Below are 19,663 nucleotides of genomic sequence, written 5' to 3'. Positions count from 1 at the left end.
CCCCATGGAGGTGATCCAGCGATAGGTTTCGTAACCTGTGGGTCCTGCCTCGTAGCAAAACGATAGCGTTTCGGCCGCTCCCAGCTCTTTGATAAGCTTGCGTAACGCTGCCGGTGTGTGGGGAATGCTCCCGTAATAGCGTGGAGCTTCCCCGCTCACATCTGCAATTGCAACCGAAATTTTTTCTTTGGATACATCTAAACCGACGAATTTTGTGGTAGACTGCATAGTATCAGCTCTCCTTTGCTATGTAGCTCTGAAATGGTTTGGGTTAATCACTATCCATTTTAACCTACGAGATGTAGCAATTTGGAGGGCTGTCTTTGTTTTACGTTCATCTTAGCTAGGTTTCTATTGGCCGCAACAGCCTATCTAGTTTAGCCCGACTTTTCCCAGGAAATAATGGGAACAGAATGGAGGGCGAACGATGTCGTTATTGCGCAAAAAACGGATCTTTTATCTATTACTGTCTTTTGCGGCAGTGTTGGCCCTATTTGCGCTGCGAATCGCTTGGATTCAAGTGGCTTCAGCGTTTAAGGCAGTGACCGTAAGCGGTAAGACGATCAACGAACTTGCAGTTCGGCAACGCGAAGAAAGTATTGAGTTGGATCCGGGGCGAGGTCATATTTTGGATCGTAACGGAAAGATGCTGACAGGGGAAATCGGTTGGACTCCGATATTGTTCCCTATACGCCAGTTACCCGCAGCTGATCAGCTTACCGGTCTCGCGGCCGCCTTGGGGACAACGATTCCCGAACTCCAAAAAAAGTGGGAACAGCTGGAGCGGCCCTACGTTTGGCCCAAACCTGGGGGTGAGCCTGGAGAGCCACTTCGGCTCAATGAAGAAACAGCCCGGACTTTGCCTCGTCTCGAAGGGCTGGAGGTGCTGCCGTATATGACGCGCTACGGGCCGGGGGAACGAGGGAATCAGTGGCTTGGCTTCGTGACGCAACGGCCGGATGTGATTCGTAAGCTGCGAGAAGAAAAGCACCAACCGAACTTCGCGTTAACGCTGCAGGTTGGAGCTTCGGGGTTAGAGAAGACGCTGGACAACTTGCTCCGTGGAATTGGCGGTGTCAGAGCGGCCTACACGGTTGATGGCCGAAAGGATCCCTTGGCAGGGATGGGGACGCGGGTAAATGCGGAGTCTAGCCGGTATTATCCGCTGCAAATCCAAACGACAGTGGATGACACCCTCCAGCAAAAGATCGAGGGGTTAGCGAAGGAGATGAACGTGACGGATGGAGCAGTGGTCGTGCTGGACGCCAAAACCGCTGATATCGTCTCGATGGTATCCCTGCCTTTCTACGATCCGCACCACGTGAATCCATCAGCAGACAACTGGAGTAATAAGGCGGTTAAGTCCAGTGTGCCGGGTTCGATTTTTAAGACGGTCATTGCGGCGGCTGCGCTGGAAGAGAAAGTGACGGTACCTGGGGAGGTGTTCCACTGCAGCGGGCATTACGGAAAATACGGCTTGTCATGCTGGAAGGAAGGTGGACATGGAGATCTTACGTTGGAAGAAGGCTTTGCCCACTCGTGTAACGTGGTGTTTGCCACCCTGGGCGAACGGCTGAGCGCGGAGGCAATCGCCCGGACAGCCGCCAAGCTTGGGCTAGGGCGTTCCGTGAGCTGGCATGACCCGTCCTTCCTTGGCGGAGATTCCTTGCGACCGTTGGATCAGGAAGAAGCCGGTGCGGTGTTTAGCAATCTGGCTGCGGCGGATGGCGGGGTGCGGGCGCAGACTGCAATTGGCCAACGGGACGTGCTGGTATCCCCGTTGCAAGCAGCCAATTTGGTAGTTACATTGCTCCACGGCGGGCAGGTGATGGCGCCCCGCTTAGTCAGCGAGATCCGTTATAAGGACGGTTCGCTGCTCTCCGCATTACCGGTACAAGCTTCGCCCTCCTCTGCTGGACAAATTACGCCGCAAACGGCCCAACGACTGTTGTCCATGATGAGGTTGGTAGTCACAGACGGCACGGGGCGAACCGTGCAGCAAGCCAACTGGCCGTTGGCTGGAAAATCTGGAACTGCCGAGGTTGTGAAGAATCAGAAGCAGTTGAATCATCAATGGTTTATCGGTTACGGACCGATCCATCAACCCAAGTATGCCGTCGCCGTCCTCGTTCAAAACCGGCCCGAAGGATCCAAGCATCTGGCCGCTGAAATGTTCCGGCGAACGATGGATATTCTGGCTGCGGAAGGTTGACCGATTTCCTATGCTTTCCCCAAAAAAATGCGCCTAATCTGAAGATGTCTGTGATAAAATAGTGTAGATGCTATGCTTTTCACGGAGCATGCCAAAGTCATTGATCATAGAAAAGTGGGGAAAGCATATGGAGACTTTGCTGCTATGGTTACTTTATATCTCTACGCTGTACGCTTTTATACCCGGATTGATCACTCGGATTTTCGGTTTTCGCGTATTCAAGCGCGGGATCAGCGAGAAGGCGTTTGCGCTGACATTCGACGATGGTCCCGATCCGAAATATACTCCACAGTTGCTTGATTTGCTCAAGCGCCACGGAGCGAAAGCAACGTTTTTCCTCGTTGGTTCCAATGCGGAGAAACACCCCGAATTGATTAAACGGATGTACGAGGAAGGTCATTTGATCGGGTCGCACAATTATGTGCACAAGACCAATTGGCTTATGGGGCCGTCGGCTGTTAAGAAGCAGATTCAGAAGACGAATCAGATTATCTATGACGTGACGGGCTTCAATTCTCATTACTATCGTCCGCCGTGGGGCATTGTCAACTTGTTTGATTTTGCGAACCGCGGCAAAACGCAGATCGTGTTGTGGTCGGCGATGTTCGGCGATTGGCGGGTTAAGGTCGGCGCTGACCGATTAACGGAGCGGATGTTGAAGAAGCTGCGAGGCGGCGAGGTCTTTCTCCTGCACGACTGTGGTGCTACCCTAGGAGCGAACACCGGAGCGCCGGCGGAAATGCTGATCGCGCTCGAGCGGGTGTTGAAGGAAGCGGATCGCCGCGGATTGCGAAGCATCCGCATTGATGAACTGATTCAGGTGACGGAAGAGGCCAAGCTTCAAGGCAAACAGGAAACGGCAACGCCGAAGGGGAGAACGCCAGTGAAGATTACCTGGTTGAAGCGATGTATCGTAGCCATATGGCTCGTATGGGAGAAGATCTTCCACATCCTTTTTCAATTGAAAACTCCCGAACCGGAGGATCCATTCCTTCATTTTCGAGTTCGATCCTATCACGGAGAGCCGGTGGAAATGAACAATGGGAAGACCTTACAATCCGGGGATCAGGTGATGGAGCTTCATTTTGACAACAAAAAATTGTTCGAGTATGGAACTCGTGCCAGAACAAGCGTGCATTTGGCGATTCAAATGATTCGTAAAGTGGAGAAGACGTTACCCCTCTTTGCAAAATATGTGATTGAGCATCCTGAGCTAAAAGAAGTTAAGGCGCTATATGGGGTCAGCATGATTAACCGGGGGCCGGAGCAATTTGGGTTTATCATTACAGATTTGCCGAAGGGCTGGTTTGCCAGCTCGACGAAGATCTATTTGAAATTATTAATGAGTGTTATTCACCCTGCCGGTACCTCGAGATTAAAAGAGCAACCTCAAGAGCTGGTACCGAAGATGATCGTGATGCCGATGGATGTGCTGTTGGAACGGTTCGCCGAGAACGGCTCGCATCGCAGCAATCCTACGGTTGATGAGAAGCCGGAAGCCGTGGAAGAGGAGTCTTTGCTTAGCGTATCCTTGCCTACGCGTTAATCGTTCTGATCAATTATTTAGTAAGAAAAAAGGCCGTATCCGAATCGAATATGATTCGGGTACGGCCTTTTGAGTTAGGCTCGTTAAATTTTCATTACGCCGCCGGAGCTGGCGTTGGTGACTAGTTTGGAGTAACGGGCCAAATAACCGGTTTTCACCTTTGGCTCAAAGCCTTTCCAATTTGCTTTGCGACGTGCAAGCTCTTCATCGCTGACATGCAGCTCGATTTTGCGGTTATTCAAGTCAAGCTCGATGATGTCGCCGTCTTCCACGAAAGCGATTGGACCGCCTTCAGCAGCCTCTGGTGAGATATGACCGATACTGATCCCGCGGGAAGCGCCGGAGAAGCGTCCGTCGGTAATCAGACCAACCTTCGCGCCCAGACCCATGCCGACGATCTGCGATGTTGGAGCCAGCATTTCCGGCATACCTGGACCACCCTTAGGTCCTTCATAACGGATGACGACAACGCAACCTTCTTTGACTTTGCCGTTTGCGATCCCTTCGAGCGCTTCTTCCTGCGAGTCGAAACAGATGGCCGGACCTTTATGGTATCCGCCAACCGAAGGGTCAACAGCACCTACCTTGATCACCGAGCCCTCCGGCGCCAGGTTACCATATAGAATAGCCAGACCGCCTTTCTCGGAATGCGGATTGTCGATCGGACGGATGACGTTATGGTCGAGGATTTCGCATCCGGCAACGTTCTCTGCCAGCGTCTTGCCGGTTACGGTGATTTGATCACCGAAGATCGCTCCCGGCTTCTTCAACAGCTCGTTGAGCACAGCGCTGACGCCGCCAGCCCGATGTACGTCCTCGATGAAGATATCGGAGGCCGGAGCCAGCTTCGCAATATGAGGCACGCGGTTTGCCACTTCATTAATCCGTTCCAACGGGTAATCGATCCCTGCTTCTTGGGCCAAAGCCAGCGTATGGAGAACGGTGTTCGTGGAGCCGCCCATCGCCATATCGAGCGCAAAGGCGTTGTCGATCGATTCTTTTGTTACGATGTCACGTGGTTTCAGATCCATTTCGATCAGCTTCATCAACTGTTGTGCCGACTTCCGGACGAAATCCCGGCGTTCTTCGGCTACAGCAAGGATGGTGCCGTTCCCTGGCAATGCCAAGCCCAGCGCTTCGGCCAGGCAGTTCATCGAGTTGGCCGTGAACATGCCGGAACACGAACCGCAGGTCGGACAGCCGTATTGTTCCAGTTCGAGCAAGTCCTTGTCGCTGATTTGTCCAGCTTGGTGGGCACCCACGCCTTCAAAGACGGAAGTCAAGGACAATCTGCGTCCTTTGCTGTCGACGCCGGCTTTCATTGGGCCGCCGCTGACGAAGACGGTCGGGATATTCACACGCAAAGCACCCATCATCATCCCTGGCGTAATTTTGTCGCAGTTAGGAATGCAGACCATTCCATCGAACCAGTGAGCCGAAACCACGGTTTCAAGCGAGTCGGCGATGATTTCCCGGCTTGGCAGGGAATAACGCATCCCGATGTGCCCCATCGCGATCCCGTCGTCTACGCCAATGGTATTGAATTCAAACGGAACGCCGCCCGCTTCGCGGATTGCCTCCTTCACGATTTTACCGAACTCTTGTAAGTGCACGTGCCCTGGCACGATATCGATATAAGAGTTGCAGACCGCGATAAACGGTTTGCCGAAATCTTCTTCCTTCACGCCTGCAGCACGCAGCAAGCTGCGGTGCGGCGCACGGTCGAAGCCTTTTTTGATCATATCAGAACGCATTTTCTTGGCTGGCATGATCTCCGATCCCCCCATAATTCATTATAGTTTTGGAGCTTTACACCGCTAAAGGTTTTCTCTAAAGTCTATCACAAGTGGTTATGATTTTCTAGTTATCGATCACAGGAAAAAGCATGGGGACAAGAGCGGATCGGTTCTATGAAAACAAAGAGAATCTCCGGGGGTTCCGGAGATTTCTTATGACTTACGCTTGAATTCCAGGTTTGCTGCGGGCGATCCCGCCTTTACGGCCGATTTCCCGGTAAAAGCCTTTATCGTGCTTCTGGGATGTCGCCTCGCCGCCCTTTTGACCGATTTCCTGATAAAATTCGCGGTTGTGGGTTTTCGAGGTCGCTTCGCCGCCTTTTTGCCCGATTTGCTTATAAAAGGCTTTGCCGTGGTTTTTGGCCGTGGCCAGTCCTCCCAGACGTCCGGCTTCTTCCCGGGTCATTTTGCTTTGGCTTCGTGCCATCGAATCCCTCCTTGGATTTTATTTTGGAGTACGTATGTTTTATTTACCACGGATTCCCATGTTGAAACGGATTTATCTAAAATTTTAAGAAAACACCAAAAGATCCCTATTAATCATAGGAATGAAAGAGATGTATTTTTAGAGTCGACGCAGCCCACATCTCTGAAAATGGTATAATAAGGACAATGTTGCGGAAGGGGGAGCGAGGATGGCCACGATTGAAGTACGCGGGCAACAAGCAGCTTGCAAGGCCATTTTGTTCGATAAAGATGGAACGTTGTTGAATTTTATGGGGCTATGGGGCAGCTGGGCCGCGGTGTTAACCGATCTGATGGAGCGGAAGCTGGCCGAGTTGGGCTCGCCGGGCGGGTTCAACAAATCCACGCTGCTCGGCCTTCAAACGGATGAGCGGAACCGGGTGATCGGTTACGACAAAACCGGTCCGGTTGCCATGGGGACGGAAGAAGAGATTATCGCGCTGCTGGCCTCGACGTTGTATGCCGCAGGCCTGCCCTGGAATGAAGCGATCACGGCGGTTCGCGAATTAAATAGTGCGGCCATGGCGGAGCTTAAGCGGCGGCGGGAAGCGGTGCCGTTGCCCGGGCTGCGCGACTTTGTCCAGAGTTGCCGAGAGGCGGGAGTCAAGCTGGCAGTGGTCACCTCCGACTCGACCTCGGAGGCGCTGGAGCATCTGAAATGGCTTGGCATCCGAGATGCCTTTACCAGTGTGGTCGGCCGAGATCGCGTCGCCCGAGGCAAGCCTGGGCCGGACATGGCGCTGCTCGCCTGCCGTGAGCTGGGGCTTTCGCCCGGTGAAGCGGTGGTTATTGGCGACAGTAACGCCGATATGCAAATGGGGAAGCGTGCGGGCGTCGTGATGAATATCGGCGTGGCGGAGGAGTATGGCGAAGAAGCCCAGGATGCAGTGGTTTATTTACGGGACGCGGACGTCATAATATCCAATTATCGTGAGTTGACGATACATCCATAGGAGGTTCAAAGCGGATGAGCAAAGAGATCGACACGTTGGCAGCATGGATGGAGGAGAGTTCAAACATCGTCTTCTTCGGGGGGGCTGGAGTATCCACCGAAAGCGGAATTCCTGACTTTCGTTCGGCAGCCGGCATTTATCAGATGGAGAATGCGTCGCCTTATCCACCGGAGGAGATTTTGAGCCGGAGGTTCTTCGATCGGCATCCGGACGTATTTTTCGATTTCTATAAGACGAAAATGCTCCATCCGGAAGCTCAGCCCAACGCCGCACACCGCTGCTTGGCGGAGCTGGAGCGAGCAGGGAAGCTAAGCGCCGTGGTGACGCAAAATATCGACGGGCTCCATCAACAGGCGGGCAGCCGACGCGTACTGGAGCTGCACGGATCGGTGCACCGCAATACCTGCATGGAGTGCGGCCGTACCTATATGTTAAAGGATGTCATGGACAGCGAAGACGTCGTGCCGTACTGCAACTGCGGCGGTATCATCAAGCCGGATGTGGTGCTGTATGGCGAGAGTCTGAATGATCAGGTCATCCAGGACACAGTAACGGCGATTGCCAGTGCCGATTTGCTGGTGATCGGCGGGACCTCGCTGACCGTGCAGCCCGCAGCGCACCTGGTCACCTATTTCCGCGGCGAACGGACGGTGCTGATCAACGCCTCGTCCACTGCGTATGATAACCGGGCTGACCTCTTGATCACCGAGCCGATTGGCGAGGTGCTGGGGGCCGTTGCCCGGAAGCTGGGCCTATCGGAGTGAGACAGGGCTCGCGAGTTAAGCGGCGAGTTAAGCGACGAGCCTTCACTCCTTCGCGGGATTCCGCGTAACCGTACGGCGATACTCGCTTGGCGACTCGTTATGGAACCGGCGGAACTGCCTTGAGAAGTAGAGCGGATCGGTAAGGCCGACCGAAGCTGCGATCTGTTCAATCGACAGCTCGGGACGTTCGCGCAGCAGCTGACGGGACTTATCAATTCTCAGCTTCAACAGGTAGGTGACGGGGGTGAAGCCCGTTTCTTTTTTGAATATCCGTGATAGATAAGCTCGATTATAGCCCAAGGATGCGCACATCTGCTCGATGGAGACCGGATGCGCGTATTGGCTGGCCATATAATGAATCATTTGCTTCACGATTCGCTGAACACCCGATTCACCTGACGGCAGCGCCGAGGCCATGCCAAGCGTCTCTTGGGCTTCGGCCATAATTTGGTGCAGCAGCCCCAGCGATAGCAGATGGGAGCTGTTTTTTTTCGCTTGGAAAGCTTGTAACACGCTGCTGAGCAAGGCAGGGATCGGGCTGTCCCCGTCTTGCCGGAACACTGGCTGCTGCGGTGTGAAGCCAGCTCGTTTCACGAGTTCAGCCGCCTTCACACCGGTGAAGGCGATCCAACGGTAACGCCAAGGCTCGGTCACATCGGAAGCATAACTGACGAGCTGATCGGGGAGAATCAGGAAGCCATTCCCTTTACTCAGCTCATAGGAAGCGGATTCGGTTCGGAACGTGCCCTTGCCTTGCTCTACGAAGTGCAGGAGGTAATAATCATAAATTTTCGGGCCCAATCGGTGATCGGGGAGAGTTTGACTTTCGCCGGCGAACAGAACATGCAGCTCATCGGTCTCGATCAAATCCGGGTTGGCGGCCGCGCTGTAGGTTTCTTTAAGCATGGGAGGGTCTCCTTTGGATAAAGGGACGGGTAACGCCCCATAAGACTTCGCTCCCATTTTACTCTGAAAAGTCACATTTATCTATATTGATCTCGCAAAGTTGCATTATCAACGCAAAGCGATTTCATTATACTGGATACAAGGATTAAAGATTCCATGACGATGGGGTGTACGTTGATGAAAAAGCAGGAAATGGAACAATTGTTTATATCCAAATACGGGGAAAGCACTGAGCCGATTCGCGTATTTAACGCCCCGGGACGGGTGAACTTGATCGGTGAGCATATTGACTACAACGGGGGGTATGTCTTCCCGGCTGCATTAGAATTTGGGACGACGCTGGCGATCCGCAAGCGCTCCGACGGCAAAGTCGCTTTTGCTTCCAGTAACCTTCCGTACAGGGCAGAGCTGGCATTGGAAGAGCTGGGCACAAGCAAAACCGGAGAATGGATCGACTATCCGATCGGCGTTTACGTGGAGCTGAAAAAGCTGGGGATCTCGCTTACCAGCGGGTATGATCTCTTGTTCCACGGCGAAATTCCGAACGGTTCGGGCCTGTCCTCCTCCGCCTCGATTGAAGTGGTCACGGCTTTGGCACTTGTGAGCATGGAAGGGAAAGAGCTCGATAAGGTGGAAATCGCTCGGTTATCGCAGCGGGCTGAGAATCAATACGTCGGCGTAAACAGCGGCATTATGGACCAATTTGCAGTGGCGAACGGGGCGAAGGACCATGCGATCCTGCTGATGTGTGACACTTTGGAATACAAGCTGGTTCCGTTCCGGACAGGTGCGTATAAGCTGGTCATCGGCAATACGAAGAAACGCCGCGGGCTGGTTGACTCGAAATACAATGAACGGCGGTCGGAATGCGATGCAGCGCTGGAGATTTTGCAGAAGCGTGAGCCGGGCTTGCAGTTCCTGGCTCATCTGAAACCGGAGCAGTTGGAGCAGTGGCGGGGAGATTTTACGAACGAAGTGCTGTACAAACGGGCCAAACACGTAGTGGAAGAGAACGCGCGCGTGTTGAAATCGGTGGATGCGCTGAGCGCCAACGATCTGAAGGCTTTTGGCGAGCTGATGAATGCCTCGCATGATTCGCTGCGGGATTTGTACGAGGTGAGCTGCCTGGAGCTGGACGTGATGGTAGAGGAAGCCCGTAAGATTGAAGGCACCTTGGGTGCTCGGATGACCGGTGCCGGATTTGGCGGCTGCACGGTATCGCTGGTACATGAAGATTCGGTAGAAAAGTTCGTGTCCGAGGTTGGCCGGGCTTATCAAGAGCGGACCGGGCTGGAAGGCGAATTTTACGTGTGCGGCGTAGGCGACGGCGTGCATGAGATGAAAGGGGAGTAATCCGCATGGCGATATTGGTAACGGGAGGAGCCGGTTATATCGGTTCGCATACGGTAGCAGCGTTGCTGGAGCAAGGCAGAGAGGTTGTGGTGATCGACAACCTGCAGACTGGACATCGCGAGGCGTTGCTCGGCGGTAAGCTGTACGAAGGAGATCTGCGTGATAAGCCGCTGCTGGCCAAGTTGTTCGCCGAGAACGAGATTGAAGCGGTTATTCATTTTGCCGCGAACTCTCTGGTTGGGGAGAGTATGAAGGATCCGGTGAAATATTTTGACAACAACGTGTACGGGACGCTTTGTTTGCTGGATGCGATGGATCAGGCGAATGTACGTAAAATCGTGTTCTCTTCCACGGCGGCAACCTATGGTGAACCTGAAAAGGTGCCAATTGAAGAGAGTGATCCAACCCGGCCAACGAATGTCTATGGGGAAACCAAGCTGACGATGGAACGGATGATGGCTTGGTTCGATCAGGTGCTGGGGATCAAATACGTGTCCTTGCGTTACTTCAACGCCGCTGGTGCCCATGAGAGCGGCAAAATCGGCGAGGACCATCGCCCGGAAAGCCATCTGATCCCATTGATCATTCAAGCGGCATTGGGACAACGTCCATCCATTCAGGTGTTTGGTGATGACTACAACACGGGGGACGGTACCTGCATCCGTGACTATATCCACGTCAGCGACTTGGCCGATGCCCATCTGCGCGCGGTGGATCATTTGCTTAGCGGCGGGGAGAGCGATGTATTTAACCTTGGCAACGGGCAAGGTTTCTCGGTGAAGGAAGTTATCGAAACCGTGAAGCAGGTCACCGGCCGTGACTTCCCGGTTGTCATCAGTCCGCGCCGTGCTGGCGATCCGGCGGTGCTCATTGCTTCCTCGGACAAAGCCCGCCGCGTGCTGGGCTGGAATCCGACCCGCAACAAGTTGTCCAGCATCATTGAAAGTGCATGGCAATGGCATAACAGCCATCCGAACGGCTATAACGACTAAGGGGTGTTATGGATGGGAGTCGAAGAGAAAAGTCGTCAAGACGCGCTTCATGCGATTGAACGGCTGGTGAATTATGCGCTCGAACAAGGCTTGATCGATTGGTGGGACGTGGACTATTCGCGTAATCGTCTCCTAGAGTTGTTCGCCTTCGATGAGCCGTACGCCGGTGAAGTGGCGACAGAGGCGCTGACTGGACCACAGGAACCGCTTGAGATTCTAATCGATTACGGGCTTGCCATCGGTTTGATACCGGAAAACACCGCTACGTACCGCGATTTGCTGGATGCGAAAATCATGGGCCTGCTCATGCCGCGCCCGTCGGAAACGATCGCTGCCTTCCGCAAAACGGAAAGCGAGCAGGGAATTGCCGCCGCGACCGACGCCTTCTACAAACTGTCGGTAGCCAGCAATTACATTCGGATGGACCGGGTGCGCCAGAACATCTATTGGGAGCAGCCCACACCGTTTGGAGACATGGAAATCACGATCAATCTGTCCAAACCGGAGAAAAATCCGAAGGAAATCGCGATGGCGAAGCTGCTGCCCCCTCCGGTATATCCAAAATGTCAGCTGTGCCGCGAGAACGTGGGGTATGCTGGACGGTTGAATCATCCCGCCCGCCAGAACTTGCGAGTCATTCCGCTGACGTTAAACGGAGAGCCGTGGTTTTTCCAATACTCGCCTTACGTCTATTACAATGAGCATTGCATCGTGTTCCACCACGATCATGTTCCGATGAAGCTGACCCGCGATACGTTTAAGCGGTTGCTGGAATTCACGACGTTGTTCCCGCATTACTTCATCGGTTCCAACGCGGATCTGCCGATCGTCGGCGGGTCGATTCTGACGCATGATCATTTCCAGGGGGGACGCCACACATTCCCATTGGAAAAAGCACCAGTCGAAGTCGTCTATGCGCATCCGGACTTCGCCGGTGTTACCGTCGGCAGGGTGAAGTGGCCAATGTCGGTGCTGCGGGTAAACGGTCAGAACCGGGAAGCCGTGTTGGAAGCGGTAGATCATCTGTACGAGAAATGGAAGCACTACAGCGACCCGTCTGTTGGCGTCCTCGCATTCTCCAAGCAGGAGGGGGAATTCGTGCCGCATAACACGGTGACGCCGATTGTCCGCCGCAGCGCGGACGGCGGGTATGAAGCGGACATCGTCCTGCGCAATAACCGGACGAATGAGCAGCATCCCGAAGGCATCTTCCATCCGCACCGCGAGATGCATCATATCAAGAAGGAGAACATCGGCCTGATTGAAGTCATGGGTGTTGCCATCCTGCCGGGCCGGTTGAAGGAAGAGCTGGCGGCGGTTGCTGACATTCTGAGCGGTGATCAGGCGCTGTATCAGCAAACCGTATCGGAACCGAATGCCCGCTTGGCCGTGCATGCGGACTGGGTGAAGGAACTGGTGGCACGCGTGGGCATGTCGCTGGGGCGTAAAGAGGCCGAAGCGCTGCTGCGTGATGAGGTGGGCCACAAGTTCGCCGAGATCCTTGGACATGCCGGCGTATTCAAAGCAACGCCGGAAGGCCATGAGGCGTTCGAACGCTTTGTGGAATCGATCGGGTACCGCAAACGTTAAGGCATGGATCGGTACAAAGGAGAAGGGTCATTCCAAGCTGTAAAGGTTTGGGTGATCCTTTCTTTTTCTGTTTGGCTTGTTGTTACAGTTAGAAGTATAATAGTTTGGGAGTTCGAAGAGGTTAGTAATAACACGATTGCTTAGTAGAAACACTACATTGATATAACCTAAATTTAAGGAGGAGTTACGGGATGGACAATTTCGTATTTCATAATCCAACGAAGCTGATCTTCGGTAAAGGCCAGCTGGAGGCGCTTCGGAACGAGGTGCCGGCTTACGGCAAAAAAGTGCTGCTAGTCTACGGCGGCGGCAGTATTAAACGCAGCGGGCTGTATGATCAAGTAACGTCCCTTCTGCGCGAAATTGGCGCCGAAGTAACGGAGCTTGCAGGCGTTGAACCGAACCCGCGTCTTTCGACGGTGCATCGTGGAGTCGAGCTGTGCAAATCCAACGGCATCGAGCTGGTGCTTGCGGTTGGCGGCGGCAGCGTGCTTGACTGTGCGAAGGCGATTGCCGTCGGAGCGAAATACGATGGGGATATGTGGGATTTCGCAGAGCGCAAAGCTGTGCCGAAGGATGCTCTGCCGCTTGGTACGGTGCTGACCATGGCTGCAACCGGCTCCGAAATGAACGGGAACTCCGTGATCTCCAACGAAGTGACCAAGGAAAAGCTGGGCTGGGGCAGCAAGCTGGCTTATCCGGCATTCTCCATCCTTGATCCGCAGTTTACGGTGACGTTGCCGAAAGATCAAACGGTATATGGCATGGTGGATATCATGTCTCATGTATTCGAGCATTACTTCCATCCGACGCCAAACACGTTGCTGCAGGATGAGTTCTGTGAAGGGCTGCTGCGGACCGTGATTGAAACGGCACCGAAGCTTGTACAGGATTTGGAAAACTACGACCTTCGGGAGACGATCCTGCTGTGCGGTACGCTCGCGCTGAACGGCGTGCTGAACATGGGCTTGTCGGGAGATTGGGCGACTCACAACATTGAGCATGCCGTGTCGGCGGTTTACGATATTCCGCATGGCGGCGGCCTGGCAATCCTGTTCCCGAACTGGATGAAATATAACTTAAAGCACGATGTTGCCCGCTTTAAGCGTCTGGCGATCAACGTCTTCCATGTTGACCCTGCGGGCAAGAGCGATGAGGCAGTGGCGCTTGAGGGGATTGAAGCGTTGCGTTCCTTCTGGAACTCCATTGGTGCACCAAGCCGCTTGGCGGATTACGACATTGACGACAGCCAATTGGAAGTGATGGCCGATAAGGCGGTCCGCTTTGGTCCATTTGGTAACTTTGCCGTGCTGGATAAACAGGACGTGCTCGAAATTTATCGGATGTCGCTGTAATCGCCATTTCCTAACTAGTTACTTCAAATAACCGGTCTTACGATTTGCGTCGTGGCCGGTTTTTCTTTTTTTGAAACATATTTCACCAATTTACGTATTTAATTGTAGAGTTCAACAATATTTTGGGTAGAGGGAGGAACGGGATGGAAGCGCTGTTTTGGGGTTGTTTTATCGGCGGTGCTTTGTTTGCCGTCATCAGCGCCGTGCTTGGTGACTTGATTGGAAGCTGGCTGGATGGCATCTTTGATTTCTTGTCCGCCGATTTTCTCAAGCCGATCATCACGGCCTCGGCGATCACGTCCTTTGGCGGAGCCGGCATTTTGCTGGACCGATATTCCGGGCTTGGCACAGCTGCTGTAGTGATGTTAGCCATTGTGATTGCCGTCCTGCTGTCTGTTCTCGTCTATTTCGTCTATGTGAAGCCGATGGAGAACAGCGAGAATTCCACGGGATTCTCCGAATCGGAGCTGCCCGGTAAAATTGGTGAAGTCACGGTGCCTATTCCAGCGCAAGGATTTGGCGAAGTGATGGTGAAACAGGCAGGCGGCAATTCGCTGCATATCGCTTCCAGCTGGGATCGGAAGGAGATTCCCGCCGGAACCGCCGTTGTCGTGATCGAGACGGCGAAGGACGGGACCGTCCAGGTTTCCGAGCTTTACCCCCACCCGATGTAGTACCAATTAAAGAAGAGGGAGCTGATGTCATTGTTCGAAGGTGTTGCTGATTTCCTACTCATCCCCGGGATCGTGATTGCAGTCATCATCGTGCTTGGGCTGGCATTTTGGGCAAGATACAAAACGGTGGGTCCCGATGAAGCAATGATCGTGACGGGGTCTTTTCTAGGGAACAAAAACATTTCCGACGACCAATCCGGCCGCAAAATCAAGATCGTGCGCGGCGGCGGGGCGTTTATCTGGCCGATCTTTCAGAAAGCCGAGTTTCTGTCGTTGCTGTCTCATAAGCTTGACGTGATGACGCCGGAGGTCTACACCGAGCAGGGGGTCCCGGTATCTGCGGACGGCGTGGCCATTATTAAGGTAGGCAGCTCGGTTGAAGACGTCGCAACAGCAGCAGAACAATTTATGGGCAAGCCGATTGAGTCGTTGAAGGGCGAGGCACAGGAAGTGCTGGAAGGTCATTTGCGCTCCATCTTGGGTTCGATGACCGTTGAAGAAGTGTATCGTAACCGCGATAAGTTCGCTCAGGAAGTGCAAAGCGTTGCAGCACGTGATCTGAAGAAAATGGGGCTGCAGATCGTCTCGTTCACGATCAAGGACGTTCGAGATAAGCACGGTTACCTGGAGGCGCTAGGGAAACCGCGGATCGCTGCAGTGAAGCGGGATGCCGACATTGCTGAGGCGGAAGCTCAACGGGATGCACGAATCCAGAAGGCGTTGGCGGAGGAAGCTGGGCAGAAGGCTGAGGTGGTCCGCGATACGAACATTGCCGAGGCAGAGAAGGAGAAGGAGCTGAAGGTTGCGTCCTTTAAGAAAGAGCAGGATACCGCCAAAGCCGAAGCCGACCAAGCTTATAACATTCAGGAAGCTCGGGCGAAGCAAGTGATGGTCGAAGAGCAGATGAAGGTTGAGCTGGTACGGAAGGAACGGGAAATCGATCTGCAGGAGAAAGAAATAATCGTCCGTCAGAAGCAACTTGAAGCCGAAGTGAAGAAAAAGGCTGAGGCGGACCGCTATGCCGTCGAGCAAGCAGCAGAAGCAGAAAAAGCCCGGAAGATGCGGGAAGCTGATGCGTTGCAATACTCGATTGAAAAGCAAGCTAAAGCATCTGCTGAACAGAAGCGGTTAGAAGGTCTGGCGATTGCGGATGCCGAACGGGCGAAAGGGACGGCAGAGGCCGAAATCATTCGTCTGCGCGGCTTGGCAGAGGCCGAAGCGAAGGAGAAGCTGGCCGAAGCGTTCCAGAAATTCGGCGAGGCGGCAATTCTCGATATCGTAACGAAAATGCTGCCGGAGCTGGCAAGCAAGATCGCTGCACCACTGTCCTCCATCGACAAGCTGACCGTGGTCGATACGGGCAAGGGCGAGGGAGCTGCTCGCGTCAGCAATTACGTGACCGAGCTGATGGCTACAGCGCCTGATATGCTGAAGAGCGTTTCCGGGATCGAGCTCGATCGGTTAATCCAAAGTCTGACCAAAGGCAAAGTTGTCGCTGCAAAACCGGAGCTCGAGACGGCTTCCGTCAAGTCTGCAGCAGGCGCAAAAGTTCCAGATTCGGTTGTACTGGAAACTGCGGCCTCAAAGGCGGCGGACCCAGACCAAAAGTAGGGCCTAAGTTGGCTTGACAACTGCCCTCCATCCGTGTATCTTGTCCTAGGATATGAAGAAACTCGGCGTCCCGCTCCTCATGAGAGTGAGGACGCCTTTGAAATGCCTGGGAATCGGCTGACGGCGTCCCCAAAATCCATTATAATGGGCTTAACCGTTTTCGGAATATAGGAAAAGAGGTGCTACTGTTGTGAACAGCCTGCGCGTGGCCAAAGTGTTGAATAACAATGTCATCATCGCGAATCATCCGGAGCATGGCGAGGTCGTTGTCATCGGCAAAGGCATCGGATTTAACCGAAAAACGGGAGATTCCATTTCGCTGGAAGCGGTAGAGAAGATGTTCATCCTTACGAACCAGCAAGAGCAGGAGCAATACAAGCAACTCGTGCACCAAGTGGATGAGCAACTGATCGAGATCATCGGCGAAATTATTATGTATATTTCCTCAAAAACCCAAACCGAACTGAATGAGCATATTCATATCGCGTTGACAGATCACTTGGCGTTTGCGATTAAGCGGGCGGAGCAGGACATCGCGTTTCATAATCCATTTTTGTTCGAAACAAAGGAAATTTATCCACTGGAATATGAATTAGCGGAATACGCCATACGTTTGATTAAGGACAGGCTGGGGATTGATCTTGGTGAAGACGAAATCGGCTTTGTGGCGCTTCATATTAACAGCGCCATCACCAACCGTCATATCAGCGAGGTCCGCGGACATGCCCAGTTGATCGCAGATTTGGTAGGCATCATTGAGAAGGAGCTTCACTTCTCCATCCTTCGCAACTCGCTGGACTATTCGCGTCTGCTCACCCATTTGCGATTTGCGATCGAACGGATACGGCGGGGCGAACAAGTGGGGGAAGTCCACAAGCTGGAACGGCTACTGAAAGAGGAATATCCTGTTTTGTATTCGCTTGCCTATAAATTGACAAAAGTTATGGAACAGCGCCTGAAACAGCCGGTTTATAAGGCAGAGGTTAGTTATTTAACCATGCATTTACACCGGGTGGCGCCGGCAAATCTTCAATAGCTTGCTTGCGCGAAAAAAGAAGGTCTGCTATAATTCCTAATGCATTAAAACAACAACTTCATAATCACAATGTGTGACTGATTCGATCAGGCATGAGTTGATAGAGGTTTTTTTGGATTGTATTGGACGGTTACGGGGCATTATATCCGTAAGCGATCACGGTACAACACAAAAGACCTATATTGGCTCATGCCTGTTTTTGTTAGTCCACCATAGTAATTACAGGAGGGTATTTATGTTTAAGCGTTTGTTTGGGGTATTACAACGGGTAGGTAAAGCGCTGATGCTTCCGGTAGCTCTTCTTCCGGCGGCAGGCTTGCTGCTCGGGATCGGCAATATGCTGGTCAGCCCCGAGTTCTTAAACTTGGTTCCAGCTTTGGATAACCATGGAGTTCATGCTGTAGCTACAGTCATGATGAACGCCGGCCAAATCGTCTTTACGAACCTGGCCTTGCTGTTTGCAGTAGGCGTCGCCGTGGGTCTGGCTGGGGGCGAGGGGGTTGCCGGTCTGGCGGCCATTATCGGGTACCTCGTCATGAACGTGACGATGGGAACGGTTATTGGAGTAGTACCGTCGATGATCGGAACCGATCCAGCCTATGCCAATGTACTGGGGATCCCAACGTTGGCAACGGGGGTATTCGGCGGTATTATCGTGGGTATCCTAGCTGCCGCAATGTATAACCGGTTCTTCCGGATCGAGCTTCCGTCTTACCTTGGCTTCTTCGCCGGGAAACGGTTTGTGCCGATTATGACAGCGGCTACTTCGGTTCTGCTTGGATTGCTGATGGTTATCATTTGGCCGCCGATCCAAACCGGATTGAACACGGCTTCCCACTTTATGCTGGAGCAAAACCGGACGTTGTCCGCGTTTATCTTCGGGGTAGTCGAACGGGCGTTAATTCCGTTTGGTCTGCACCATATCTTCTACTCGCCGTTCTGGTTCGAATTTGGCGAATACATCAATAGCGCAGGTCAGCTTGTGCGCGGGGACCAATCGATCTTCATGGCACAACTGCGCGATGGTGTACCGTTTACAGCCGGTACATTTATGACCGGTAAATTCCCGTTCATGATGTTTGGTTTGCCTGCCGCTGCGCTGGCAATTTATCACGAAGCTCGTCCAGAGTATAAGAAATATGTGGCCGGGATTATGGGCTCGGCAGCATTAACTTCCTTCTTGACGGGGATTACGGAACCGCTGGAGTTCTCGTTCCTGTTCGTTGCACCGGCGTTGTTTGCCGTTCATACGATCTTTGCAGGTTTGTCTTTTATGACGATGCATATCCTAGGGACGAAGATCGGGATGACCTTCTCCGGTGGTTTGATCGACTTCCTGATTTTCGGGGTGATTCCAAACCGGACGCCTTGGTGGAACGTCATCATCGTTGGTCTGATTCTGGCGGTCATTTACTACTTCGGTTTCCGTTACGTGATTCGCAAGTTTAACTTGAAAACGCCGGGCCGCGAAGATCAAGTTTCCGATGAGGAAGGCGCGGGAGCTGGTGGAGCAACTTCGCAAGACGATTTGCCGCATAACATCTTGTCCGCGCTGGGCGGTCAAGAGAACATCGTTCACTTGGATGCCTGCATCACTCGGCTGCGGGTGGAAGTGAAGGATAAAGCAAATGTCAGCAAGGATCAGCTCAAGAAACTGGGCGCATCGGGTGTGCTAGAAGTAGGTAACAATATTCAAGCGATCTTCGGAACACGTTCCGACACGATCAAGTCGCAAATTGCCGATATTATGAGCGGCAAGACGCCGCGGCCTGCGGCGAAATCGGAAGCGGTCAAGACGGAAGAGGTTAAACCTGCTGAAGTGGAACAACAAGCAGCCCAAGACGGCGATGCGATTATCAACGAAGATATCGTCATGCCGGTAAATGGTGAGCTGATGGATATTTCCAATGTACCGGATCCTGTCTTCTCGGAAAGAATGACCGGCGACGGATTTGCCGTGCTTCCGCACGACGGGGTGATTGGTTCCCCGGTTTACGGGAAAGTATTTAACGTCTTCCCAAGCAAGCATGCCATCGGCATTATGTCGGACGGCGGGAAGGAAGTGCTGGTGCACATCGGTGTAAATACCGTTAAACTGAAAGGCCAAGGCTTTAATGTACTGGTGAAGGAAGGGGATCTGGTCGCTGCTGGACAACCGATCCTGGAAGTCGATCTGGATTATGTGAAAGAACATGCTCCATCCATTATTTCGCCAATCGTCTTCTCGAACTTGCCGGAAGGCGCGTCCGTGAAGCTGAACAAAACCGGCAAGCTATCCAAAGGCGAAGCCGACATCGTCACTATTAAGTAAAGCTCCAATGCGCTGTCGTTTGATCGCGGCGGTGCATTTGGCATTGGTTCTCACGTTCCCTTACAATAGGGTAAGGAGCGTATTATATATTTTTTTCTA

Annotated in this window: 15 protein-coding genes and 1 pseudogene; 12 read left to right on the top strand and 4 right to left on the bottom strand. The window is 53.1% G+C overall.

All coding sequences use genetic code 11. The annotated features are described in order from the left end of the window. Positions 1-228: pseudogene (locus M891_RS23770) on the bottom strand (IS110 family transposase); the annotation flags it as partial. Positions 229-427: 199 nt separating this feature from the next. Between M891_RS23770 and M891_RS0111315 the strand changes: the two are divergent. Together M891_RS0111315 and M891_RS0111310 are read left to right on the top strand one after the other, a co-directional pair. Continuing rightward, the gene (locus M891_RS0111315; protein WP_028538914.1) at positions 428-2,212 is read left to right on the top strand and encodes a peptidoglycan D,D-transpeptidase FtsI family protein; all 1,785 of its coding nucleotides are present in this window, start codon (positions 428-430) and stop codon (positions 2,210-2,212) included. Between the two features lie 127 nt (positions 2,213-2,339). Then, complete coding sequence (locus M891_RS0111310) at positions 2,340-3,758, top strand: polysaccharide deacetylase family protein (RefSeq protein WP_016311200.1); 1,419 nt, start codon at positions 2,340-2,342, stop codon at positions 3,756-3,758. 83 nt (positions 3,759-3,841) lie between these two features. Here M891_RS0111310 and ilvD read toward each other — a convergent pair whose 3' ends face one another. Together ilvD and M891_RS0111300 are read right to left on the bottom strand one after the other, a co-directional pair. Next, positions 3,842-5,527 carry a dihydroxy-acid dehydratase gene (ilvD, locus tag M891_RS0111305; RefSeq protein WP_016311201.1) on the bottom strand — a complete coding sequence of 562 codons (1,686 nt, stop codon included), beginning with the start codon at positions 5,525-5,527 and terminating at the stop codon, positions 3,842-3,844. 187 nt (positions 5,528-5,714) lie between these two features. After that, entirely contained in the window at positions 5,715-5,981 is a 267-nt protein-coding gene (locus M891_RS0111300; protein ID WP_016311202.1) for a KGG domain-containing protein, read from the bottom strand. Between the two features lie 208 nt (positions 5,982-6,189). Here M891_RS0111300 and M891_RS0111295 point away from each other — a divergent pair, with 208 nt between their 5' ends. Together M891_RS0111295 and M891_RS0111290 are read left to right on the top strand one after the other, a co-directional pair. Then, positions 6,190-6,972 carry an HAD family hydrolase gene (locus tag M891_RS0111295; RefSeq protein WP_028538913.1) on the top strand — a complete coding sequence of 261 codons (783 nt, stop codon included), beginning with the start codon at positions 6,190-6,192 and terminating at the stop codon, positions 6,970-6,972. A 14-nt stretch (positions 6,973-6,986) separates the two neighbouring features. Next, positions 6,987-7,736, top strand: a complete 750-nt coding sequence (locus M891_RS0111290) for an NAD-dependent protein deacylase (protein WP_028538912.1) — start codon at positions 6,987-6,989, stop codon at positions 7,734-7,736. Positions 7,737-7,778: 42 nt separating this feature from the next. Here the strand turns inward: M891_RS0111290 and M891_RS0111285 are convergent, their stop codons facing one another. Then, complete coding sequence (locus tag M891_RS0111285) at positions 7,779-8,642, bottom strand: AraC family transcriptional regulator (RefSeq protein WP_028538911.1); 864 nt, start codon at positions 8,640-8,642, stop codon at positions 7,779-7,781. Between the two features lie 177 nt (positions 8,643-8,819). Here M891_RS0111285 and M891_RS0111280 point away from each other — a divergent pair, with 177 nt between their 5' ends. The 8 genes from M891_RS0111280 (at position 8,820) to ptsG (ending at position 19,564) form a co-directional block, all read left to right on the top strand. Continuing rightward, complete coding sequence (locus M891_RS0111280; RefSeq protein ID WP_028538910.1) at positions 8,820-9,995, top strand: galactokinase; 1,176 nt, start codon at positions 8,820-8,822, stop codon at positions 9,993-9,995. Between the two features lie 5 nt (positions 9,996-10,000). After that, positions 10,001-10,987: a UDP-glucose 4-epimerase GalE gene (gene galE / locus M891_RS0111275; protein WP_016311207.1), complete on the top strand. Its 987-nt coding sequence runs from the start codon at positions 10,001-10,003 to the stop codon at positions 10,985-10,987. A gap of 12 nt (positions 10,988-10,999) precedes the next feature. Beyond that, positions 11,000-12,577, top strand: coding sequence for a UDP-glucose--hexose-1-phosphate uridylyltransferase (locus M891_RS0111270; RefSeq protein ID WP_028538909.1), 1,578 nt, complete (start codon positions 11,000-11,002; stop codon positions 12,575-12,577). Between the two features lie 191 nt (positions 12,578-12,768). After that, positions 12,769-13,932 carry an iron-containing alcohol dehydrogenase gene (locus M891_RS0111265; protein ID WP_028538908.1) on the top strand — a complete coding sequence of 388 codons (1,164 nt, stop codon included), beginning with the start codon at positions 12,769-12,771 and terminating at the stop codon, positions 13,930-13,932. A 143-nt stretch (positions 13,933-14,075) separates the two neighbouring features. Next, on the top strand, positions 14,076-14,606 hold the full coding sequence (locus M891_RS0111260; RefSeq protein WP_016311210.1) for an NfeD family protein: 531 nt from the start codon (positions 14,076-14,078) through the stop codon (positions 14,604-14,606). A 24-nt stretch (positions 14,607-14,630) separates the two neighbouring features. Further along, positions 14,631-16,217, top strand: a complete 1,587-nt coding sequence (locus M891_RS0111255) for a flotillin family protein (RefSeq protein WP_036700134.1) — start codon at positions 14,631-14,633, stop codon at positions 16,215-16,217. A gap of 190 nt (positions 16,218-16,407) precedes the next feature. After that, positions 16,408-17,253, top strand: coding sequence for a glucose PTS transporter transcription antiterminator GlcT (gene glcT, locus M891_RS0111250; protein ID WP_028538906.1), 846 nt, complete (start codon positions 16,408-16,410; stop codon positions 17,251-17,253). A gap of 235 nt (positions 17,254-17,488) precedes the next feature. Beyond that, positions 17,489-19,564 carry a glucose-specific PTS transporter subunit IIBC gene (gene ptsG, locus M891_RS0111245; RefSeq protein ID WP_028538905.1) on the top strand — a complete coding sequence of 692 codons (2,076 nt, stop codon included), beginning with the start codon at positions 17,489-17,491 and terminating at the stop codon, positions 19,562-19,564. Positions 19,565-19,663: the final 99 nt, after the last annotated feature.

It is taken from the genome of Paenibacillus sp. J14 (assembly GCF_000518465.1).
Taxonomy (GTDB): Bacteria; Bacillota; Bacilli; order Paenibacillales; family Paenibacillaceae; genus Fontibacillus; species Fontibacillus barengoltzii.
Note: the sequence above shows the minus strand (reverse complement) of the source record. Positions and strands in the feature narration are given on the sequence as shown.